General features: G+C 69.0%; 22 protein-coding genes. 17 read left to right on the top strand and 5 right to left on the bottom strand.

What is annotated here, in order from left to right; translation table 11 throughout:
* Window positions 1-73: 73 nt before the first annotated feature.
* Window positions 74-304 (bottom strand): hypothetical protein, encoded by a 231-nt coding sequence (locus ACFQ9K_RS42230; RefSeq protein ID WP_378717966.1) that lies wholly within the window; start codon window positions 302-304, stop codon window positions 74-76.
* A 244-nt stretch (window positions 305-548) separates the two neighbouring features.
* On the opposite strand from ACFQ9K_RS42230, the gene hrcA reads away from it, so the two are divergent.
* The 3 genes from hrcA to ACFQ9K_RS42215 all read left to right on the top strand — a co-directional run bounded on the left by hrcA (window position 549) and on the right by ACFQ9K_RS42215 (window position 3,614).
* Complete coding sequence (gene hrcA, locus ACFQ9K_RS42225) at window positions 549-1,580, top strand: heat-inducible transcriptional repressor HrcA (protein ID WP_378717965.1); 1,032 nt, start codon at window positions 549-551, stop codon at window positions 1,578-1,580.
* A 141-nt stretch (window positions 1,581-1,721) separates the two neighbouring features.
* Window positions 1,722-2,873, top strand: coding sequence for a molecular chaperone DnaJ (gene dnaJ, locus ACFQ9K_RS42220; protein WP_378717964.1), 1,152 nt, complete (start codon window positions 1,722-1,724; stop codon window positions 2,871-2,873).
* A complete protein-coding gene (locus tag ACFQ9K_RS42215; RefSeq protein ID WP_378717963.1) occupies window positions 2,874-3,614 on the top strand; it encodes a 16S rRNA (uracil(1498)-N(3))-methyltransferase in 741 nt (246 codons plus the stop codon).
* Window positions 3,615-3,648: 34 nt separating this feature from the next.
* Here the strand turns inward: ACFQ9K_RS42215 and ACFQ9K_RS42210 are convergent, their stop codons facing one another.
* Window positions 3,649-4,869, bottom strand: coding sequence for an MFS transporter (locus tag ACFQ9K_RS42210; RefSeq protein WP_378717961.1), 1,221 nt, complete (start codon window positions 4,867-4,869; stop codon window positions 3,649-3,651).
* 136 nt (window positions 4,870-5,005) lie between these two features.
* Between ACFQ9K_RS42210 and ACFQ9K_RS42205 the strand changes: the two genes are divergently transcribed.
* From ACFQ9K_RS42205 to era, 6 genes are all read left to right on the top strand, one after another.
* Window positions 5,006-5,941: a LysR family transcriptional regulator gene (locus tag ACFQ9K_RS42205; RefSeq protein ID WP_378717959.1), complete on the top strand. Its 936-nt coding sequence runs from the start codon at window positions 5,006-5,008 to the stop codon at window positions 5,939-5,941.
* A gap of 129 nt (window positions 5,942-6,070) precedes the next feature.
* Window positions 6,071-7,162, top strand: a complete 1,092-nt coding sequence (locus ACFQ9K_RS42200; RefSeq protein ID WP_378718014.1) for a PhoH family protein — start codon at window positions 6,071-6,073, stop codon at window positions 7,160-7,162.
* 74 nt (window positions 7,163-7,236) lie between these two features.
* Window positions 7,237-7,791 carry an rRNA maturation RNase YbeY gene (gene ybeY / locus ACFQ9K_RS42195; RefSeq protein ID WP_040732959.1) on the top strand — a complete coding sequence of 185 codons (555 nt, stop codon included), beginning with the start codon at window positions 7,237-7,239 and terminating at the stop codon, window positions 7,789-7,791.
* On the top strand, window positions 7,788-9,134 hold the full coding sequence (locus ACFQ9K_RS42190; protein ID WP_378717957.1) for a hemolysin family protein: 1,347 nt from the start codon (window positions 7,788-7,790) through the stop codon (window positions 9,132-9,134). Before ybeY ends, ACFQ9K_RS42190 begins: the two co-directional genes overlap by 4 nt.
* On the top strand, window positions 9,131-9,511 hold the full coding sequence (locus ACFQ9K_RS42185; RefSeq protein WP_378717956.1) for a cytidine deaminase: 381 nt from the start codon (window positions 9,131-9,133) through the stop codon (window positions 9,509-9,511). Before ACFQ9K_RS42190 ends, ACFQ9K_RS42185 begins: the two co-directional genes overlap by 4 nt.
* A complete protein-coding gene (gene era, locus ACFQ9K_RS42180) occupies window positions 9,504-10,409 on the top strand; it encodes a GTPase Era (RefSeq protein ID WP_378717954.1) in 906 nt (301 codons plus the stop codon). The genes ACFQ9K_RS42185 and era overlap by 8 nt, the downstream gene beginning before the upstream one ends.
* On the opposite strand, the gene ACFQ9K_RS42175 is transcribed toward era, so the two are convergent.
* Window positions 10,406-13,576, bottom strand: coding sequence for an NACHT domain-containing protein (locus tag ACFQ9K_RS42175; RefSeq protein WP_378717951.1), 3,171 nt, complete (start codon window positions 13,574-13,576; stop codon window positions 10,406-10,408). The two genes, era and ACFQ9K_RS42175, sit on opposite strands and share 4 nt — an antisense overlap.
* A 401-nt stretch (window positions 13,577-13,977) precedes the next feature.
* A complete protein-coding gene (locus tag ACFQ9K_RS42170; protein ID WP_378717950.1) occupies window positions 13,978-15,417 on the bottom strand; it encodes an amidase in 1,440 nt (479 codons plus the stop codon).
* Window positions 15,418-15,618: 201 nt separating this feature from the next.
* Here ACFQ9K_RS42170 and ACFQ9K_RS42165 point away from each other — a divergent pair, with 201 nt between their 5' ends.
* From ACFQ9K_RS42165 to ACFQ9K_RS42155, 3 genes are read left to right on the top strand one after another with little or no spacing between them, the layout of a single operon-like run.
* Window positions 15,619-16,485 carry an alpha/beta fold hydrolase gene (locus ACFQ9K_RS42165; RefSeq protein WP_378717948.1) on the top strand — a complete coding sequence of 289 codons (867 nt, stop codon included), beginning with the start codon at window positions 15,619-15,621 and terminating at the stop codon, window positions 16,483-16,485.
* On the top strand, window positions 16,472-17,071 hold the full coding sequence (locus ACFQ9K_RS42160; RefSeq protein WP_378717947.1) for a TetR/AcrR family transcriptional regulator: 600 nt from the start codon (window positions 16,472-16,474) through the stop codon (window positions 17,069-17,071). The genes ACFQ9K_RS42165 and ACFQ9K_RS42160 overlap by 14 nt, the downstream gene beginning before the upstream one ends.
* Window positions 17,072-17,126: 55 nt before the next feature.
* Window positions 17,127-17,585 (top strand): hypothetical protein, encoded by a 459-nt coding sequence (locus tag ACFQ9K_RS42155; RefSeq protein WP_378717944.1) that lies wholly within the window; start codon window positions 17,127-17,129, stop codon window positions 17,583-17,585.
* Here ACFQ9K_RS42155 and ACFQ9K_RS42150 read toward each other — a convergent pair whose 3' ends face one another.
* Complete coding sequence (locus tag ACFQ9K_RS42150) at window positions 17,586-17,966, bottom strand: DUF1870 family protein (RefSeq protein WP_378717942.1); 381 nt, start codon at window positions 17,964-17,966, stop codon at window positions 17,586-17,588.
* A gap of 141 nt (window positions 17,967-18,107) precedes the next feature.
* On the opposite strand from ACFQ9K_RS42150, the gene recO reads away from it, so the two are divergent.
* The 5 genes from recO (at window position 18,108) to ACFQ9K_RS42125 (ending at window position 22,001) form a co-directional block, all read left to right on the top strand.
* On the top strand, window positions 18,108-18,860 hold the full coding sequence (gene recO / locus ACFQ9K_RS42145; protein WP_378717940.1) for a DNA repair protein RecO: 753 nt from the start codon (window positions 18,108-18,110) through the stop codon (window positions 18,858-18,860).
* Window positions 18,861-18,919: 59 nt separating this feature from the next.
* Entirely contained in the window at window positions 18,920-19,729 is an 810-nt protein-coding gene (locus tag ACFQ9K_RS42140) for an isoprenyl transferase (RefSeq protein WP_378717939.1), read from the top strand.
* Window positions 19,726-20,157 carry a YbjN domain-containing protein gene (locus ACFQ9K_RS42135; RefSeq protein WP_150402980.1) on the top strand — a complete coding sequence of 144 codons (432 nt, stop codon included), beginning with the start codon at window positions 19,726-19,728 and terminating at the stop codon, window positions 20,155-20,157. Before ACFQ9K_RS42140 ends, ACFQ9K_RS42135 begins: the two co-directional genes overlap by 4 nt.
* 220 nt (window positions 20,158-20,377) lie before the next feature.
* Window positions 20,378-21,214, top strand: coding sequence for an ABC transporter ATP-binding protein (locus tag ACFQ9K_RS42130; RefSeq protein WP_378718012.1), 837 nt, complete (start codon window positions 20,378-20,380; stop codon window positions 21,212-21,214).
* Between the two features lies 1 nt (window position 21,215).
* On the top strand, window positions 21,216-22,001 hold the full coding sequence (locus ACFQ9K_RS42125; protein ID WP_378717937.1) for an ABC transporter permease: 786 nt from the start codon (window positions 21,216-21,218) through the stop codon (window positions 21,999-22,001).
* The last annotated feature ends 117 nt before the right edge of the window (window positions 22,002-22,118 follow it).

Genomic DNA, 22,118 nt, shown 5'->3' with positions numbered 1-22,118 from the left:
GAATCGGCCGGGTGATGTTCCACTCGCCGCGCCGCGGTTCATGCCGGAGCGATCGTGGGCAGTCCGACGGCGATCATGAGGCGATCACCCCGTTCGGCGGCCACGCCTTTTCGCGTCCGGCCCGGATCAAGATCCGTGCGGAAGTGGCGCGGAAGAGCCCGTCCTCCGGTTGCTCCGTTCGCACCGTGTTGGTCGTCTTGTCGATGATCAACGTGCGGTCGAAGTTGTCCCGCATCTCCCCGAAGCGATACTCCACCTCGTTCGATTCGTCTCGGACCCGCAGGTAATAGACCAGCAGTGCCACGTTGCCCCCAATTCCTCGATCGTTCCCCTCCACCGATATCGACGCGCCGACGCCGCGATCGGTTCCCTCGAGCTCCAGATCAGTGCCGCGGCGCACACCTGCGGCCCCACCTGGCGTGCGGGACGGCGAAATGGGTATAGGCAATTAGACTGGTTGAGCAGCCGGCCGGGAATCGCACGGCGTTATGTGATGCGGGATTCGCCCGGTGCGGCGGACCCAAGGACGAAGCGAGGAGGTGGGGCCGATGTCGAGCACCGAGGACAGGCGCTTCGAGGTCCTGCGCGCGATCGTCGCGGACTATGTCGCGACCAAGGAGCCCATCGGGTCGAAGAGCCTGGTGGAACGGCACAACCTGGGTGTATCCAGTGCAACCGTGCGCAACGACATGGCGGTGCTGGAGGCCGAGGGCTACATCACCCAGCCGCACACCAGCTCCGGGCGCATCCCCACCGACAAGGGCTACCGGCAGTTCGTCGATCGCATCGCCGAGGTGAAGCCGCTGTCCGGCGCCGAGCGCCGGGCGATCATGGAGTTCCTGGAGTCCGGCGTCGATCTGGACGACGTGCTGCGCCGCGGCGTGCGCCTGCTGGCCCAGCTGACCAGGCAGGTCGCGGTCGTGCAGTATCCGTCGGTGTCCGCGTCCACGGTCCGTCACATCGAGGTGGTCGCGCTGAATCCGGCGCGCCTGCTGCTCGTGGTGATCACCGACACCGGACGCGTCGATCAGCGACTGGTCGAACTCGGCGCGCTGGTCGACGACGAAGACCTGGCCGCCCTGCGCGGCATGCTCGGCGGCGCGATGGACGGCAAGCGGCTGGCGCACGCCTCGGCGGCGGTGGCCGAGCTACCCGAGCGGGCGCCGCTGCGCCTGCGCGACGTGCTGATCCGGGTGTCGACGGTGCTGGTCGAGACGCTGGTCGAGCATCCGGAGGAGCGGCTTGTGCTCGGCGGCACCGCCAACCTGACCCGCAACGCGGCCGACTTCGGCTTCCCCGGTTCGCTGCGTGACGTGCTGGAGGCATTGGAAGAGCAGGTGATCGTGCTCAAGCTGCTGGCCGCCGCGCAGCAGCCGGGCACCGTGACCGTGCGCATCGGCGAGGAAACCCAGGTCGAGCAGATGCGCGGCACCTCGGTGGTGTCGACCGGCTACGGCACCTCGAGCGCGATCCTCGGCGGCATGGGCGTGCTCGGCCCGACCCGGATGGACTACCCGGGCACCATCGCCTCGGTCGCGGCGGTCGCCCGGTACATCGGCGAGGTCCTCGCCGAACGCTGACCGCTCCGATGCCGCTGCTACCCTCGTACTTCCGGCCGGATAAAGTTGAGTGCATCCGACTAATGCTGGCCATCAGCACGCGGTTGGAACGGTGAAGCACCGTCGGCACTGTCGAGAACGACCAAGGACTAGAGAACTCAAGTGGCACGGGACTACTACGGACTGCTCGGCGTCGCGAAGAACGCGACCGACCAGGAGATCAAGCGCGCCTATCGCAAGTTGGCGCGGGAACTCCATCCCGACATCAACCCCGATGAGACGGCGCAGGCCAAGTTCAAGGAAGTGTCGGCCGCCTACGAGGTGTTGTCGGATCCGGAGAAGCGGCGCATCGTCGACCTCGGCGGCGACCCGCTGGAATCCGGCGGCGGCGGTGGCGGATTCTCCGGCGCCGGCTTCGGCGGCCTCGGCGATGTGTTCGAGGCCTTCTTCGGCGGCATGAGCAACTCGGGCGGGGCGCGCAAGCCGCGCGGCCGGGTGCAGCCCGGCGCGGACTCGCTGCTGCGGACCCGGCTCAGCCTGGCCGAATGCGCGGTCGGCGTGACCAAGCACCTGACCGTCGACACCGCGATCCTCTGCGACGTGTGTACCGGCGCGGGCACCAACGGCAAGTCCAAGCCGGTGCGCTGCGAAACCTGCGGCGGCGCGGGCGAAGTGCAGTCCGTGCAGCGTTCGTTCCTCGGCCAGGTGCTCACCTCGCGCCCGTGCCCGACCTGCCGCGGCGCTGGCGAGACCATCCCCGACCCGTGCCACAAGTGCGGTGGCGACGGCCGCGTGCGCGCGCGCCGCGAGATCGCCGCGCCGATCCCGGCCGGTGTCGCGAACGGCATGCGGGTGCGGCTGGCCGCGCAGGGGGAGGTCGGCCCCGGCGGCGGGCACGCGGGCGACCTGTACGTGGAGATCGTCGAGCAGCCGCACGACGTGTTCGTCCGCGACGGCGACGACCTGCACTGCACCATCCGGGTCCCGATGGTCGACGCCGCCCTCGGCACCACGGTGGTGATCGACACCATCTTGGACGGTCCCACCGAGCTGACCATCGCGCCGGGCACCCAGCCGGGCGAGGTCTCGGTGCTGCGCGGCCACGGCATGCCGCGGCTGCGCTCGGGCGCGCGCGGCGACCTGCTCGCGCACCTGGACATCGTGATCCCGGCCAAGCTGGACGGCAAGCAGACCGAGCTGCTGCGCAAGTACAAGGGCATGCGCCCGAGCGAGCGCGCCGAGGTCATGTCCACCCAGTCCGAGCACAACAGCGGCCTGTTCGCCAGGCTGCGGGCCTCGTTCAGCGGGCGTTGATTGGCCGCCACGGTCTTCTACCTCGACGAGGTGCCCGAACCGGGCGCCGTCGCCGTGCTCGACGGCCAGGAGGGCAGGCACGCCGCCACCGTGCGCCGCATCCGGGTCGGCGAGCCGATCACGTTGTCGGACGGGCGCGGTGTGCTCGCTGAATCGGAAGTCGTTGCGGCCCAACGTGACCGGCTGGACCTGCGGGTGCTGAATCGCACTGTCGCGCAACCGGTCTCGCCCCGCGTGACGGTCGTGCAGGCGCTGCCCAAGTCGGACCGCTCGGAACTGGCCGTCGAGCTGATGACCGAGGCGGGCGCGGACGCGATCGTGCCGTGGCAGGCCGCCCGGTGCATCGCCAACTGGGAAGGCAAGGCGGGCAAGGCCGTCGACAAGTGGCGCGGCGCCGCCCGCTCGGCCGCCCGCCAATCCCGTCGCCCCTACATTCCCGAGGTGGCGGATCTGCACCGCACCCGCGACCTGCTCGACCTGATCCGAAAAGCCAAGGCGGACGGCGCGATCGTCGCGACCCTGCACGAATCCGGCACGGGACGCTTCACCGAACTCGCCTTCGCGGGCGTGCCCGAGGTCGTGCTGATCGTCGGTCCCGAAGGCGGCTTGGACGGCTCGGAGCTGGCCGCGCTGTCCGACGCGGGCGCGGACATCGTCCTGCTCGGCCCCACGGTGCTGCGCACCTCGACCGCCGCGGCCGTCGCCCTCGGCGCCCTCGGCGCCTTGACGCCACGCTGGTAGTGGTCCTGGCTGATCGCCGCACTGCGTGCGTGGGTCAGAAGGCGTGCTGCCGCGCAGATGAGCTACGAAATGCCAAGGTGGACACCAGGACCAAGGCGATCAGCAGCAACGTGGCGTCGCAGACGACGAGACCCGCCCACCCGTGCGCGGTGTAGGCGATGCCCGACGCCCCGCCGATAACTCCGCTGCCCACATAGAACGAGAACAGATACAGCGACGAGGCGGCCCCGCGATTGCCGGACGCCAGCACGCCGACCCACGCGCTCGCCACCGTGTGCGCGCCGAAAAAGCCTGCCGTGCACAGGGACATGCCGAGCACCAGCGTGACGAGGTTGTCGGGAATGGTCAGCGCCAACCCGGCCCCCATGAGCACCACCGCGCCGGCCAGCACCAGATGGCGGCCGATTCGATCGGCCAGCCGACCGGCAACGGTCGCGACCGCGGTGCCCGCGAGATAGAGCAGGAACACCAAACCCGCTACCGCGTCGGGCAATTCGAACGGCGGCTGGGTGAGCCGATAGCCGAGGAAGTTGTAGAGCGAGACGAAAGTACCGACCAGAGCCAGCGCGAGCCCGAACAACGCGAGCAGCCCGCGGTGGCGCAACTGACCGGCGAGATCGCCGAGCACCGTGCGGATTCCGGCGGGCCGGGCGACGAAACCACGCGACGGCGGCAGGCTGCGCACGAACCACACGGTGCACACCGCCGCCGCCACCGAGATGGTCGCCTCGGCCCACCGCCAGGAACCCAGCCCGAGGGTGAACGCCGGAATCACCCGCCCGGCCAGTCCGCCCATGCTGGTGCCCGCGATGTACACCCCCATCGCGGCCCCGAGCCCCGCGGTGCCGACCTCCTCCGCGAGATAGGCCATCGCCACCGCGGGCACCCCCGCCAGCGTGAGTCCCTGCAACGCCCGCCCGGTCAGCAGCACCTCCAGCGACGGACTGAACGGCAGCAGCAACCCGATCGTGGCCGAGCTGACCGCGGAAATCGTCATCACCCGCGTCCGCCCGATCCGCGACGACAGCGCGCTCACCGGAATGATCGCCAACGCGAGAAACGCGGTGGTCAGCGAGACCGCGAGCGCCGCGTGGGCGGGTGTCGCGCCGAACTCCTCGGACAGGCTCGGCAGCAGCGCCTGCGCGCTGTACATGGTCGCGAAGGTGGCCAGCCCCGCCGCGAACAGCGCCGCGGTGATCCGGCGTTCATGCGACGTACGCCCTCCGGCGAGCGGCGGGCTCTTCGTCAGGGTCATGGCTTTCAGGATCTCCGGCCACCCGTTCCGAAGGGAAATGAATAATAATGGTGGAGTTCATGCACAGAGCGCATATGGAGAGAGCAGCCCGGGCCCGCTCCGGCCCGCTCTGTGACACGAGTCACCAGGAGGGCGCGTGCTCAGCGAAGACCTCGAATGGTTCACCACGCTCGCCGAACTGGAACGCGTCGGCGCGGCCGCCGAACGCCTGCACATCGCCCAGCCGACCCTGTCCCGCATGCTCGGCCGCCTGGAGCGCAGGCTCGGCGTCGAGCTGTTCGACCGTCGCGGCAAACGCATCATTCTCAACGAATTCGGCCGCATCTATTACGAACAGGCCCGCCGCGCACGAGCCGAACTCGACACCGCAGCCCAATCCATCGCCGACCTGAACAATCCCGCCAACGGGGTTGTGCGCCTGTCCTTCCTGCATTCCTTCGGCGGCTGGCTGGTCCCGCAACTGGTCGGCGAATTCCGCCGCGGTTCGGCCAGAATCACTTTCGCGCTGCGCCAGGGGGCCGCCGAAATGGTCGCCACCGATGTGCTCAGCGGGACTTCGGATCTGGGCATCGTCTCGCCGCGCCCGGCCGTGGCCGGCATCGGCTGGCGCGGCCTGCTGCGGCAGCGGCTCGCGCTGGCCGTGCCGGTCGATCACCGGCTGGCCGGGCGCAAGCAGGTGCGCCTGGACGAGGTCGCCGAGGAGGACTTCATCGCCATGCATCCCGGCTTCGGCATGCGCCGCATCGTCGACGAACTGTGCGCCGCCGCCGACCTGCGCCCGCGGATCGCCTTCGAGGCCAGCGACCTGATCACCGTCGCGGGCCTGGTCGCCGCGGGTCTGGGCGTCGGCGTGCTGCCGGAGGAGGACATCGGCCCGGCGACCTCGCCGCGGGTGGCCGGGGTGAAGGCGGACGTGCGGCTGCCAGGACCGGTGCTGATCCCGCTCGCGGACGCCGGCGCCACCCGCGAGGTCGGGCTGGTCTGGCCGGCCTCGACGCCGGCTTCCGGCGCGGCGCGACGCTTTCGTGATTTCACCGAGGATTGGGCACAGCGGCGCCGGGGAATCCCCTGATCATCAAGCCTCTCCGTTAGCGGCTTATTCACTGGGCGGTGTCGGTGGGGCGCGTTAAACTTTCATCAACACAGCAGCACGTCGAGACCGGAAAGCAGGCTATAGCCACTTTTGAGAACACAAGGCGAGATCGGCGACCCGACCACCTCCGCAGCAGGTACGAGCGCTGACGACAACATCTCGGGTCCCGCAGCACGCACCGTGCGTTCCAGTATCGAACTCGCTCCCGAATCCGTGTTCCCGTTCCTCGGTTCGGCCGACCAGAATCTGCGCGAACTCGAAGAGTTGCTCGACGCGGACATTCACGTCCGCGGCAATTCCGTCACCCTCACCGGCAAGGCGGCCGACGTCGCCCTCGCCGAGCGAGTGATCGAACAGCTCGTCGCGCTCACCGGCCGCAATCGAGTGGTGACCCCGGAAGCGGTACGGCACACCGTCTCGATGCTCACGGAGGGGTCCTCCGAGTCCCCGGCCGAGGTGCTCAGCCTGGACATCCTGTCCCGGCGCGGCAAGACCGTGCGGCCCAAGACGCTGAACCAGAAGCGCTACGTCGACGCGATCGACGCCAACACCATCGTGTTCGGCATCGGCCCCGCGGGTACCGGCAAGACGTATCTGGCGATGGCCAAGGCCGTGCAGGCCCTGCAGAACAAGCAGGTCACCCGGATCATCCTCACCCGTCCCGCGGTGGAGGCCGGCGAGCGACTCGGCTTCCTGCCCGGCACGCTCAACGAGAAGATCGACCCGTACCTGCGCCCGCTCTACGACGCGCTGCACGACATGATGGATCCGGAAGCCATTCCGAAGCTGATGGCGGCCGGGGTCATCGAGGTCGCGCCGCTGGCGTACATGCGCGGTCGCACGCTCAACGATTCGTTCATCGTGCTCGACGAGGCGCAGAACACCACGGCCGAGCAGATGAAGATGTTCCTCACCCGGCTCGGGTTCGGTTCGAAGATCGTGGTGACCGGTGACGTCAGCCAGGTCGACCTGCCGACCGGCGCCCGGTCGGGCCTGCGCGCGGCGAGTGAGATCCTCACCGACATCGACGACATCCACTTCTCGCAGCTGACCAGCAGCGACGTGGTCCGGCACCGGCTGGTCGCGGACATCGTCGACGCCTACGACCGGGCCGAGGCGGAGCGGGCCCCGCAGGTCGGCGCGCACTATCCGGGCAACCGGGCGCAGCGCCGGGCCGCGAGCCGGGGCGATCGACACTGAGTTGCGCGCGATGTCGGTCATTCGGTCGACACCCAACGGCGTTGGGTGTCGACCTGCGGCATTAGGCTGACCGGGTGAGTATCGAGATCGCCAACGAGTCGGGTATCGACGTGCCCGAAGAAGATCTGGTCAGTGTCGCGCGCTTCGTGATCACCCGGATGGATGTGCACCCGGCCGCGGAGCTGTCGATGGTGCTCGTCGATCTCGACACCATGGCGGACCTGCACATGCGCTGGATGGACCTACCCGGCCCGACCGACGTCATGTCGTTCCCGATGGACGAACTCGAGCCGGGCGGGCGTCCCGACAGCCCCGAGCCCGGCCCGTCCATGCTCGGCGACATCGTGCTGTGCCCCGAGTTCGCCGCGGGCCAGGCCCGTAAGGCCGGGCACTCGCTCGACCACGAGCTCGCGCTGCTCACCGTGCACGGCGTGCTCCACCTGCTCGGCTACGACCATGCCGAGCCGGAGGAGGAGAAGGAAATGTTCGCGTTGCAGGCCACCCTGCTCGAGGAGTGGTACGAGAGCCTGCGCGAGGCACAGCGGCGGGCCGAGCTCGCCGCCAGGGATGCCAGGTTGCTGGGGAAGGCGGGCTTCACCACACCGGGTGACGCATTAGGACCCGCGTGAATTCACTGACCCTGATCCTGCTCGCCGTCCTGCTGGTCCCGGTGGGCGGATTGTTCGCCGGTGTCGATTCGGCGTTGAACACCATCTCGCCGGCCCGCGTGGACGACATGGTCCGGGCCGACCGCCCCGGTGCGGTGCGGCTGAGCAAGATCGTCGCCGATCGCGCCCGCTACGTGAATCTCATGGTGCTGCTGCGCATCCTGTGCGAGATCGGCGCCACCGTGCTGCTGGCCGCGGCGCTGATCTCGGTCTGGGAAGACGACTGGGCGCTGCTGGTCACCGCCATCGTGATGGTGCTGGTGTCGTACGTGGTGATCGGGGTCGGTCCGCGTACGCTCGGCCGTCAGCACGCCTATTCGATCGCGTTGGCCGCGGCGCTGCCGTTGCAGTTCATCGGCGCGTTGCTCGGCCCGCTGTCCCGGCTGCTCATCCTGCTCGGTAATGCGATCACCCCGGGTAAGGGCTTCCGCAACGGTCCGTTCGCCTCCGAGATCGAGCTGCGCGAGGTGGTCGAGATGGCCAGCGAGCGCGGCGTGGTGGCCGACGAAGAACGCCGAATGATCCAGTCCGTCTTCGAACTCGGCGACACCGCCGCCCGCGCGGTGATGGTGCCGCGCACCGAGATGGTCTGGATCGAGGCGGACAAGACGGCGGCACAGGCGATGTCGCTGGCCGTGCGATCCGGGCACTCGCGCATTCCGGTGGTCGGCGAGAACGTCGACGACATCCTCGGCGTGGTCTACCTGAAAGACCTTGTGCCCTATGCCGAACGCGGTCGCAAGGTGCTGGTGCGCGAGGTGATGCGTCCGGCCGTGTTCATGCCGGACTCCAAACCGCTGGACAGCCTGCTCGACGAGATGCAGCGTCGGCGCAACCACATGGCACTGCTGGTGGACGAGTACGGCGGCATCGCCGGGCTGGTCACCATCGAGGACGTGCTCGAGGAGATCGTCGGCGAGATCGCCGACGAATACGACACCGACGAGACGCCGCCCATCGAGGACCTCGGCGACGGCCGCTACCGCGTCTCGGCCCGGCTTCCGGTGGAGGACCTCGGCGACCTCTACGGGCTCGATATCGAAGAAGAGGATGTCGACACGGTCGGCGGCCTGATGGCGCACGAGCTCGGCCGGGTGCCGCTGCCCGGATCCAAGGTCGAGGTGCACGGGCTGATGCTGCGGGGTGAGGGTGGCGCGGACACCCGCGGGCGGGTGCGGGTGCACACCGTGGTGGTGCGCAAGGTGAAGGACGCCGAGGACGCGAAGGCGAACGGCAAACGCAAAGGCAATGGCGCGGATCGGGAGACCCCGGCCGGTCGACACGAGGACGGAGACACCGAATGACCGAATTGGATCCCGAGGACAACAAACTGCTGGTGCTGGCGCGCGGGGCGATGGGGCGCGCGGGCGGCGCCAGCGGCGCGGCGGTGCGCGACGCCGACGGCCGCACCTACGCGGCCGGCGAGGTGAACCTGACGGCACTGCGGTTGACCGCGTTGCAGGCGGCGGTCGCGGCCGCGATCTCCAGTGGCGCAGAGGGATTCGAGGCGGCCGTGGTGGTCGGCGGCCGGCTGTCCGACTTCGGGGTCACGGCGGTGCGCGAGGTGTCGCCCGAGGCGAAGATCATCTTCACCGACCGCGACGGCGCGGTCTTCGAGATCGTCGACGACGCCGCGATGGCGGTCGACGCGGAATCGGTCAGCGAGGTGCGCGGTGGCTGACGGCGAATTCCGTTCCGGCTTCGTCTGTTTCGTCGGTCGTCCGAACACCGGCAAGTCGACGCTGACCAACGCGCTGGTCGGCCAGAAGATCGCGATCACCTCCTCCCGCCCACAGACCACCCGCCACACCATCCGCGGCATCGTGCACCGCGACCACACCCAGCTCATCCTCGTCGACACCCCCGGCCTGCACCGCCCCCGCACCCTGCTCGGTCAGCGGCTGAACGACCTTGTGCGCGATACGTATTCGGAAGTCGACGTGATCACGCTGTGCATCCCCGCGGACGAGAAGATCGGTCCCGGCGACCGGTGGATCGTGCAGCAGATCAAGCAGATGGCGCCCAAGACCACGCTGCTCGGTGTGGTCACCAAGATCGACAAGGTGAGCCGGGACCAGATCGGCGAGCAGCTGCTCGCGCTCTCGAAACTGCTCGGGCCCGAGTGCGACGTGGTGCCGGTGTCCGCGGTCAAGGGTGAGCAGATCGAGGTGCTCATCGATGTCATCGCGTCGAAAATGCCGGAGGGACCGGCGTTTTACCCGGACGGCGAGCTGACCGACGAGCCGGAGGAAACCCTCATGGCCGAGCTCATTCGGGAGGCGGCGCTGGAGGGAGTGCGGGATGAGCTGCCGCACTCGCTGGCCGTGGTGATCGAGGAGATCCTGCCGTACGAGCAGAACGAGGAAATGCTCGACGTGCACGCCATTCTGTATGTCGAACGGCCCAGCCAGAAGTCGATCGTCATCGGCAAGGGCGGGGCCCGGCTCAAAGAGGTGGGCACGAACGCGCGCAAGCAGATCGAGCACATCCTCGGGACGCGGATCTACCTGAATCTGCACGTGAAGGTCGCCAAGGATTGGCAGCGGGATCCGAAACAGCTGGGCAAGTTGGGGTTTTAGGGTCGCGCGGAATCTCCGGCATGCCATGGCCGGTAGCACACGATGCGGCCCTGCGAGACCGTCGTTCCGGTCGTCGCCGTGGCCCGGTCAACCGTCACGGTCAATCGCCGGTCCGCATCCGGCTGCGGGATGGCGGCCAGATGCACCGGGCCGCCGTCCGCTCCGGCACAGTCGGTAAGCGAAATGGCTTCCAGCAGTGGGAAATTGCCGAGCGGGGTGAGATCGTCCGGCAGCGTGACCGCGGACAGCTCCAAGGTTCGAAGCCGGGGGAGCGCCGCTGCCAGGGCGGCTAGCTGGTCGACCAGATCGCAATCGGCCAGCGCCAGTCGTTCGAGCTCGAGCGCTCGGCCGACGGCGGTGAGTGCGGCAGGCGCACCCTCGCCGCTGAGGCCGAGATCGTCCAGCCCGTGATCCGCGAGGCAGGTCAGGTCGTATCCGACGGGTACCGGCTCCACGCCGAGTGAGCGCAACGACGCCGGTAGCGCGGTCAACCGGGGCAGCGACCGCCAGCCCACCAGCCGAAGGCGGCGCAGGCCGGTGCCCGCGGCGAGCGTGTCCAGGCCGTCGAGCACCGCCTGGTGGTCATTGGTGGTGAGCACCAGTTCCCGAAGGTATCCGAGTCCGGCCGAAGCGGTCAGCGTGTTCAGATCGTTGACGCCAGTCAGCCGGAACAGGGAGAGCAGCGGCGCTGCCGGTAGCCCGTCGGCCGCCAGCGTGCCGATGTTCGACGGAAATTCGACGATCAGGGATCGCAGATTGCCGAGCCGGGCGACCGGTTTCCACTGGCGTGGCCGCCACAGCCAGAGATCGAGACCGGGCTCGGCGGGGAAGTGGGCGAGCACCTCGGTGGCGTATTCGGTCGGGTCGTAATAGTCCCAGGTGTTGATCAGCTCCTGCTGTATCTCCCGGCGCGGGTCTTTCGCATAGCTGCCCAGCAATCGCAGCGAGGCCGGTCCGCCGACCAGGGCCGCGGTCCGGACCGTGGTCATCGCGCTGACATCGGGTATGTCGTCGAGGCGCTTCGGCAGGTAGCGCAGCAGCGGCTCGCCGACGGCGACGAGCGAGGCGGCCTCATCCAGGTCCTGCGGCGGCACCAGGCCGGCGATCGTCTCGTCCAGTCGGCGGGCCAGATCGCCCGACAGCGACTCGATGGTCTCCCAGCAGGACGCGGCGAGCAGGCGCAGGTGTCTGCCGCTCTGGTCGTCGTCGTTCGCGCGGTCGAGAAGTCCACCGATCAGCTCGCCGCGCTGGCTGCTGTTGGCGTGTCCCGCCGCCATGATGACCGTGTCGCGCCACACGTCCAGATGGGCGCGCCCGACCAGGTTGCCCATGCGGTCCTGCGCGGCGGCCTCCGCGGCCGCGAGATATTCCTGAAAGGTGCGGTGCACGAAGTCGATTCGGCCGTCGGCGGGGGAGCGCAGAATGCCCGAGCGATTGAGCAGATAGTCCAGCACAGCGTGCGGATCGACGTCGAGGTGGCGCATGGACGCGATCTTCGCGGTGACGTATTCGGCCGCCTTGACGATGTCGACCTCATTGAGATTGTTGTCCGACAGCCGCCAGGCCAGATCGCGGAGCACGGCGACCTTGTCGGTCAAGCTGAGCAAAGCCTGCTGGGCGCTGGGGATATGGCGCTCCGCGTCGCGCCGCTGCACGAGCAGATCGACGGCGATCTGGTACAGCTCCATGCGATTTCGCGGCAGCTGTCGCTTGCGCCGCAGATGCAGCGAACACAGCATCGCCGCGAGCAGCGGGTTGGCGGCCAGCGCTTGCAGATGCGGACGATCCCCGACGCTGGCGATGAGCGCCCGTTCGTAGTCCGGTAGTTCGGCCGGTTCGCACGGCAGCCGCTGTCCGCTCGCGCCGACGGCCCGGTGCCATTGGCGGATGAACGCAATCAGGTCCGACTGCGTCATTCGTTCCAGCTCGATCGGTGCGAAATCGGCGTTTTCCAGCCAATCATGTTGTGCGGCAATTGGTCTGGACGTCACGACCACTCTGGTCAACGGGTAGGCGCCGAGCAGGCGGTGGATCCACTCCCGGACCTTGTCGCGGTCCGCGGGAACCAGTTCGTCCACGCCATCGATCAGCAACAGGACCTGACCGTCGGCCAGCCGGCGATCGATCCAGGCGCTGGGCATGTGGCTGGTCAGCGGGCCCGCCGCGTCGTCGAGCAACTCGTGCAGCTTGGGTAGCTCGCGCGCGGCGTAGCTGCGCAGCCTGAGCAGCACGGGGACCAGGCCGTTCCAGCCGGCGAGGTGGCCGGTGAAGCTCGCCCGTGCCGCGGTGACCGCCAACCACCGCAGCAGCGTCGTCTTGCCCGACCCCGCTTCGCCGCGGAGCAGGACTCGCTGCTTCTGGCTCAGCGCCGCTTCGACTCGCCCGCCGCCGAATCCTTGCTCGTCGGCCTGGCGCTTGTCGCCGAACCACAGATAGGTCTGGCTGACCACGCGCAAGCTCACGTAGGCGACGGAAAGCTTTGTCCGCAGGGGCTGTTCGATCGCGAAGCTGAACAGCTCGACCTCGTCGAGGGTCCGGCTGATCAGCTCGAGGTACTCGCGGCGGAACGCGGCGTCGTGGTCGCTGCCCTCCGGTGCGTACAGCGAACGTTTGGGCAGCCGTTCGAGGACCTGTTCGACGTCGTCGCCCAATCTGTCGATGCGCCTGAGCAACTCGGGCACCGCCCGCTCGACGAAGACCGGCAGATGACGCACGATCTGGACGTAGCAGTCGCAGCATTCCGCGACGAGCTGGTCATACAACGCCGTTCCCGCGGCGCTCAGCCACGTCGGCTGTGCCACGGTTTCGCGTATCCGTCGAGCCAGCTGCGCCGGATCGGCGTTCGAGGCGAAGATCGCGGCATCGGACAGATCGGCATGCTCGAAGGTATCCACCACCGCGTCGACAACAGCCGTGTGCTCACCTTCATCCATCTCACGAAACTCGTGCGCCAGCATGGGTTCGAGCCGCCCCGCCACCGCGTCCGCGATCTGCTCGAACTGTCGCTGCACACTGCGCTGCGGCCGAAGCCCGGGAATGTACCGCCGAACCAGCTCATCCATCCCCGACCGCCGGTCCTGATCCCCCTGCTGCTTCGCCAGCAAAAGATGCGCCGCCCGCCCAACCAGCGCGGTGCCGAGCCGCACCGCAACAAGTTCCGCGCTCATCTTCCCCCTGCCGCAACCGACCACCACATCTAGTGGCCCTCGATAATGCCACCACCCCCGGGCGAACTGCGACCGATCGACCACCCGGCAACCATCGCCGCCTCCGCGCCGCATGTTCGCCCCATGGCTTGCTACGCAGAACACGTGCGTATGTCAAAAGTCCTGCGGCTGTATGCACCGCGCGAGTCGGTGCCCGGCCACGCGGTCGCAGATGTGGGCTGGTCGTCAAGGAACGAGTCCGCTCACGACCTCGGCAAGACACGGCCGGTCGGATTCCTGATGCCAGCCAGTCAAGCCGCACGCCTTCTGATTTCCCGCACCAGGACTTGCCGCGCAAACACGCGTGCGTATGTCAAAAGTGGTGCGGCTGTGAGGCATGTGTGTGGGGCGCGCCGGTGGGGTTAGGGGGATTGCCACCAAGGGGCCGGGCGTTCGCGTTCCCAGTGGAGTTCTGATTCCAGTTGTGCGGCAACTGAAATCAGGAGGGGTTCGGTGGAGGCTGTGCCCATCAGCTGGGCGCCGATCGGGAGGCCGGCGTCGGTGAAGCCGGCGGGGACGTTCACGCTGGGCCAGCCGAGGACGTTCCATGGCCAGGTGTAGGGGCAGGCGGCGGTGATGAGGTTGTTGGTGGCGTGGACGCCGATGCCGTCGATGTCCTCGGCGCGCGGGGGCGGGGTGGCGGTGGTGGGGGCCAGGACCACGTCGTAGTCGTGGAAGAAGGTGCCGATGCGTTTGTGTAGCAAGGGTTCCGCTCGGCGGGCGGCGGCGAGCGCGGGGCCGTCGAGGAGGCGGCCGAGGCGGCTGTTGGCGATGGTGCGCGGATCTACCTGGGCGCCGGGGAATTTCTGGTGGGCCGCGCGGATGCCCGCCATCGACCGGGGGAGGAACGAGGCGCCGATCATGACGCCGTAGTGCAGATCGGCGACGGTTACGGTGTGGCCGAGTGTGCGCAGGGTGTCGCCGATACGTCGTACTGCGGCGGCGATTTCGGGGTCGAGTGCCGTCCTGGTCGCGGTGAAGGGGGTGCGCAGCGAGAGCGCGATGCGCAGCCGGCCGGGGTCGCGGCCCACCGCGTCCCTGGCGGAAATCGTTGCGGGAGTGTGTAAATCGCCCGGATGCGGTCCGGCGGCCAGGTCGAGCAGCAGTGCGGCGTCGGCGACCGTGCGGGCCAGCGGCCCGTTGACGGTGAGCCCGTAGAACGCTTCGGCGTGCGGCCAGGTGGAGATTCGACCACGTTGCGGCTTGATGCCGACCAGGTTGGTCCAGGCGGCGGGGATGCGGATGGACCCGGCGCCGTCGGAACCCAGTGCGACAGGCACCAATCCGGCCGCGACCGCCGCCGACGAGCCGCCGGAGGAACCACCCGGCGTGTGGTCGGCCGACCACGGGTTGCGCGTGTAGCCGAAGGAATCGGCACTGGTGAACGGCAGCTGTCCCAGCTCGCACGTGTTGGTCTTGCCGACGATCACCGCGCCCGCCGCCCGCAACCGCCGAACCGATTCGGCGTCTTCGGTTTTCGGCGCGAACGTCCCACCGCATCCGAATGCCGTCGGCTCACCGGCGATATCGGTGTCGTCCTTCACCGCGACCGGCACCCCGAGCAGCGGAAGCCGTTCCCCGGCGGCGAGGCATCGATCGGCGTCGGCCGCCTCGGCGAGCGCCCGCTCACGCCGCACGAGCCGGAACGCGTTGAGCGTCGACTGCGACGCGTCGATCCGGTCAAGGGCCGCGCCGACGGCGGCGACGGAGCTGATCCTGCCCTGCGCGAGGGCAGCGGCGTGCTCGGCCAGCCCGAGGTCGCCGGTCTGCGTCTCGGTGATCTGCCGAGTGGGATCCGTCATTGTGAGCTCCGTCTCGTCGTGCCTTCGGAAGACGGTAGCGCGCACCTGGTCAAGTGACTAGTTCACCTCTGGCGCTCAGCGCGCGCGACGCCGCGTTCGCCTGCCAACCGCAACGCTTTTTCTCGTTCCTACCGGCCGAACTATAGACATACATACAGGATGTATGTAACAGTGGCGGGACCGCGACGCACTGGAGGAACGATGGGAATCAGCACCGAACTCGGCCGCACGCACGAGGTGGACCTGCCCGGCGGCCGCATCCGCTACCACGACACGGGGGAGGGTTCGCCGGTCGTCTTCGTGCACGGACTGCTCGTCAACTCGGACCTGTGGCGCAAGGTCGTTCCGGGCGTCGCCGCCGCGGGCTACCGCTGCCTCACCCCGGACTTGCCGCTCGGCGCCCACCAGATCCCGGTCCCCGGAAAGGATCTCACCCCGGTCGGCGTCGCCGACCTGATCGCGGACTTTCTGGAGCGACTCGACCTGACCGACGTCACCGTGGTCGCCAACGACACCGGCGGCGCGATCACCCAGGTGCTGATGACCCGCCGCCCGGAGCGGATCGGCCGCGTGGTGCTCGCCGCGGTCGACAGCTACGAGAGCTTCCTGCCGCAGCCGTTCACCCTGCTGTCTTGGCTGGCCAGGATCCCGGGTTCGATGCGGCCGGTCATCGGGCTGGCGCGCATCCGGGCGTTGCATCCGACGCCGCTGGTGTTCGGCCTGGTCGCCAAGCGTCCGGTGCCGCCGGAAATCGCCGACTCCTACCTGGCCGGTCCGTTGGCGTCCGGCGCCGTGCGCAGGGACCTGCGGCTGTTCCTGAAGAATGCGCACCGCCGCTACACGTTGGCCGCCGCCACCCGGTTCGCGTCGGTCGCCGTCCCGGTGCTGGTGGTCTGGGCGCGGGAGGACAAGGTATTCCCGATGTCCTACGCCGAACGCCTGATCAGTGACCTGCCGAACGCGACGCTGAAGGTCATCGACGACTCCTACACCTTCATCCCCGAAGACCAGCCCGAGTTGCTCACCGAGTCGATCCTGGAGTTCACTCGGCTGCATGCCACGCCGTAGCCAGGAGGACCGCTCCCGCACCACCAGGGCCGCGCTCGAGCAGGCCGGCCGCAGGCTGTTCATCGAGCGCGGCTTCGCGGCGACCTCGGCCGAGGAGTTGGTCACCGAGGCAGGCGTCACCCGCGGCGCGCTGCATCATCACTACGGCGACAAGCGCGGCCTGTTCCTCGCGGTGCTCGAACAGATCGAGGTCGAGTCCAGCGAGGAGATCGAAACCGCCATCGCCACAGTCGATCCCGACGATGTGATGGCGGCCATGGCGGTCGGCCTCAGCGTTTTCCTGGAGATCTGCCAGCGTCCGCCGATGCTGCGGATCGCGCTCACCGACGCGCCCGCCGTGCTGGGCTGGCAGGCCTGGCGTGAATTCGAGAGCAGGCACGGCCTCGGCATGATCACCGCGATGCTGGAACGCGCGCGGGCCGCGGGCCTGGTCGCCGACGGCCCCATCCCGATGCTGGCGCAATTGCTGCTCAGCGCGCTCACCGAATCGGCGTTGATCGTCGCGCACGCCGCCGACCCGGACAGCGCCCGCGCCGAGGCCCAGCAATCGTTGCTGCTGCTCATCTCGGGTCTCATCCGCTCCTGAATCAGCTCGAGCGCAATAGTCGTGCCGGACTGCGCCGCCGCCCAGAATCGGCCGGATGAAGCTCGTAGCGATAGGTATCGGACTCGCGGTCGGCTTCGGCCTGGCCGGAACCGCTCAGGCGCAGCCCCTCGCCCCTGATTACACCCAGGCCCCGAACGGCGTCGGCGTCACCGACCCGTCGATCACCCCCGCGCTCTCGCCGATCCAGGTGCCGACCGCGCAGATCGAGCGCGGGCCGGACGCGACGACCATCGTCGCGCATCCCTACCTCGCCCCGTGGGTGCACAACCTGGTCCCGATCGCGCCGAACACCGCGGTCGAGGTGCGGGGCGCGGCGCGGCTCACCGTGCCGGGCGCCGCCGACGGACGCGCGCTCGTCGTCAATCCGAACGGGCACTGCCTTTTCGACGGCCCCGGTGCGCAGCCCGCCGCGCTCGGCGCGACCGCGTTGACGCCCGTGCGCGTCGACACCCCGCTGTTCCAGCTGGTCATCGAGCCGACGCTGTACCGCTGATCACTCCACGAATTGCAGCTCGACCTGCGGTAATTCGATCATGACCCGCGCGCAAACGGCGCGGTGCCAGGTGGCCGGATAACGCGTGTCCGGCTCGTGCTTGCTGTAGTCGTCGTTGGTCCGGTACGTGTGCAGGCGCGGCGAGATCTCACCCGCGCCGATGGCGTCGACCATGGCCTCCACCACCTGCTCGGTCTCGTCGGCGATCTCGGCCAGTTCGCGGGCCGCGGTGTCCGGGATCTGGAACGCTCCCCGCTCCCAGCGTTCCACGGTGCGCTCGGCCACGGCGAAGAGCCGGGCGCACCAGGGCACCGGCAATCCGAGCAATTCACGAGTGGCCCGAAAACCTGCGGCGGTTCCGGTACCGAGTAGGTCGTCCAAAGCCGAAAGCCCCTCCCCAGCAGTACGGTAGAGAAAAAGGATAGGGCAGCACGCCGACCGGCATGGGGGATTCGCCGGGGAAGTGGCAGTGGTGAGGCCGCGCCTGCCAAAGGCTGTCGGGTCTTCGTGGGAGGATGAGGCGTGCGTTTGTATCGGGATGTGGCGGTGGTGGTGCGCCAGCACAAGCTGGGCGAGGCGGACCGCATCGTCACGTTGCTGACCCGCCAGCACGGTTTGGTGCGCGCGGTGGCCAAGGGGGTCCGCCGGACCAAATCCAAGTTCGGGGCCAGGCTGGAGCCGTTCGCCTACATCGACGTGCAGTTGCATCCGGGTCGCACGCTCGACGTGGTGACCCAGGTGCACACGGTGGAGGCGTTCGCCTCCGACATCATCGACGACTACGGCCGCTACACCACCGCCTGCGCGGTGCTGGAGACCGCCGAACGGCTGGCCGGTGAGGAGCGCGCGCCCGCGCCGCGGCTGCACGCGCTCACCGCGAGCGCGTTGCGCGCCATCGCCGCCAAGCAACGTCCGCACGAGCTGATCTTGGACGCATTCCTGTTGCGCGCCATGGGTTTCGCGGGCTGGGCCCCCGCGCTGGACGAATGCGCCAAGTGCGCGACGCCGGGCCCGCACCGGGCGTTCCATGTCGCGGCCGGCGGTGCGGTGTGCGTGCACTGCCGCCCGCCCGGCTCGGCGACGCCGGCGCAGGGGGTGCTCGATCTGCTGGTCGCGTTGCTGCGCGGTGAGTGGGAGTACGTCGAAACGGCGCCCGACGGGGTGCGCAGGCAGGCCAGCGGTCTGGTCGCGGCGCATCTGCAATGGCATCTGGAACGCCAGCTGCGCACGTTGCCGCTGATCGAGCGGTCGACCCCGGTGCGCGCCCCCGCCTGATCCGCCGGACCGTGGAGACCCACACAAGGCCTCCACAACCATCAGGCAGGATAGGGGCCGTGATCCTCCGCCGAGACTCCTCCACCGCGACCAAGTCGGGCGCCACCCGCACCGTTCGTCCGCCTTCGCAGCACCCCTCGGGCGCGCGCCCGCCGGAAATCCCGGCCGCGCTGGTGCCCAACCACGTCGCACTGGTGATGGACGGCAACGGCCGCTGGGCGCAGGAACGCGGACTGCCGCGCACCGCGGGCCACGAACGCGGCGAGGCCGTGCTGATGGACACCGTCGAGGGGTGCATCGAGATCGGGGTGAAGTGGCTCTCGGCCTACGCCTTCTCCACCGAAAACTGGCGGCGCAGCCCCGAGGAGGTGCGCTTCCTCATGGGCTTCAACCGCGACGTGATCCGCCGCCGCCGCGACGAGATGCACGAGATGGGCGTGCGGGTGCGCTGGGCCGGCCGGCGACCGCGCCTGTGGCGCAGCGTGATCAACGAGCTGGAGGTGGCCGAGGAGCTGACCAAGGACAACACGGTGATGACCCTCACCATGTGCGTCAACTACGGTGGCCGTGCCGAAATCGCCGACGCGGCAAGGGAAATCGCGCGACGGGTGGCGGCGGGCGAGATCGACCCGGAGAAGGTCACCGAGTCGACGCTGGCGAAGTACCTGGACGAGCCGGACATGCCGGACGTCGACCTGTTCCTGCGCCCGTCCGGTGAGTTCCGCAGCTCGAACTTCCTGCTGTGGCAGTCCGCCTATGCCGAATTCGTCTACCAGGACACCCTGTTTCCCGATTTCGACCGTCGCAACCTGTGGGCCGCCTGCCTCGAGTACGCTTCGCGGGACCGGCGCTTCGGCGGCACCAAATGAACGGCGGTACGGACATGGAATCAACGGTGAGTCCGGAACACGAGCTGCAGGCGCGGGCCGGTGCCTGCCTGGCGATCTACGACATCGACGTGCGCGTCGACCCCGAGGGCTCGATCGGCTTCGAATACGAGGGCTCGCTGTGCTCGTTGCGCGCCGTGCGGCTGGCGCCCGGGCTCGACGTGCTGACGCTGACCTGCGTGCTGGCCTGGGATCGTCCGGTCAAGGCGCAGCTGCACAAGCGGGTCGCCGAGCGGAACAACGAGCTGCAGTTCGGCTCGCTGACCGTGATCGTGCGGGAGAAGCTGGCCGACGTCATCATGCGCTACACCTTCCCGGCCGCCGGCCTCGACGACCAGGCACTGGCTACCATGCTGGTGCTCGTGCTGTCCGGCGCGGGCCGCGCTCGTCAAGGTCTGCTGGCGCCCTGATCGAGCCATGACATCTGTCATGGCAGACACGTGACAGGCGTGCGGGGTATTCGGGCCGCTGATGCGCGAACGTTGACCCATGACATCAGCACTGACGACCGCGGCCGTCTTCGCCGCGGCTGGTGGTTCGGGGGCGCGGCGCTCGGGGGCACACCGGGCGACGCCGGCGATCGAACTGCACGATCTGCGTAAGCGCTTCGCGGTGCCCGGCGGCGGCACCATGCAGGCGGTCGACGGACTGGATCTGGTCATCGAACCGGGCGAGATCGTCGCGTTCCTCGGGCCGAACGGCGCGGGCAAGACCACCACCCTCGACCTGGTGCTCGGCTTGGCCGTTCCGGACTCCGGCACCGTCGCCGTGTTCGGCGGCTCGCCGACGGAAGCGCTTGCGGTGGGCCGGATCTCGGCCGTGCTGCAATCCGGCGGGCTGCTGCCCGACCTCACCGTCGGCGAGACCGTGCGGCTGGTCGCGACGTTGTACGCGACCCCGCGCCCGGTCGGGGAGGTGCTGGAGCGGGCGGGCATCGCCGAGATCGCCGGCCGGATGGTCGGCAAATGCTCCGGCGGGCAACGCCAGCGGCTGCGGTTCGCCCTCGCCCTGCTGCCCGATCCCGACCTGATCGTGCTGGACGAGCCCACCACCGGCATGGATGTCGAAGGGCGACGGGACTTCTGGAACGCGATGCGCCAGGACTCCGAGCGCGGCCGCACCGTCGTGTTCGCCACCCACTACCTGGACGAGGCCGACGCCTACGCCGATCGGATCGTGCTGGTGCGAGCGGGCCGGGTGGTCGCGGACGGCAGCGCCGCCGAGATCAAGAACCTGGCCTCGGGCCGCGCGGTCAGCGCCACCCTGCCCGGCGCCGTGCCGACCGGGCTGCTCGGGCTGCCCGGCGTCGACGACGTCGAGGTGCGCGGCGAGCGAATCATCGTGCACACCAAGGATTCCGACGCGGTGGCCCGCTACCTGCTCACCGAGACCCCGGCCACCGATCTCGAAATCGCCTCGCACAACCTCGAATCCGCGTTCCTGGCGCTCACCACCGGAGGCAACTGACATGACCGCCCTTGCTCCGCCGGCCGATACGCGGCATCGCCCGACACCGCTCGGCGGGTTCAGCGCCGGATTCCTGCGTCTGGAACTGCGCCGGATGCTGCGCAACCGGCGCACGATGATCTTCACGCTGCTCATCCCGCCGCTGTTCTTCGTCATCTTCGGGCTGCAATCCGATTTCCGGACAAAGTCTTTCGGCACCGGCAATGTCACCGGCTACGTCATGGTGTCGATGGCCGTCTACGGCGCGATGCTGGCCACCACCAGCGGCGGAGCCATGGTGGCGATCGAACGCGCGCAGGGGTGGAGCCGGCAGTTGCGGCTCACCCCGTTGCGTCCGGTCGCCTACATCGCCACCAAGGTCACCGTCGCGATGGCGCTCGGGTTGGCCTCGGTCAGCGCGGTCTTTCTCGTCGGCGCGGTCCTCGGCGCGCACCTGACCCCGGTCGCGTGGGTGGGCTGCTTCCTGCTCGCGTGGATCACCTCGCTGGTCTTCGCGGCCTTCGGCCTGTTCGTCGGCTACCTGCTGCCCTCGGAGAACGTGATGCAGTTGCTCGGACCGTTGCTCGCGCTGCTGTCGTTCGCGGGCGGATTGTTCGTTCCGCTGAGTGGCTGGTTCGGGACGGTGTCGAAGGTCTTTCCGACCAACGGCGTAGCCACCCTGTCGCGGATTCCGTTCGGCGACACCAGCGCGGGGTCCATCGCGCTCGCGGTGCTCAACGTCGTCGTGTGGGCCGCGGTGTTCGTCGGCGGCTCGACGATGCTGTTCCGCCGTGACACGGCCCGCTGAGCTGTCCGGTGCGCCGCGGTGCGGCCGTCCCCGCGGGGTGGACGGCCGCCCCGCCGCGGGGCCGGGCGCGGGGGCCGCGGCGCCGCGCGGCCTCCGGGGTGGGGTGGGGCTGGTCGA

This window comes from Nocardia sp. NPDC056564 (assembly GCF_042793755.1).
Classification (GTDB): Bacteria; Actinomycetota; Actinomycetes; order Mycobacteriales; family Mycobacteriaceae; genus Nocardia.
The sequence above is the reverse complement of the archived record's forward strand: the minus strand, read 5'-3'. Positions and strand labels throughout refer to the sequence as shown.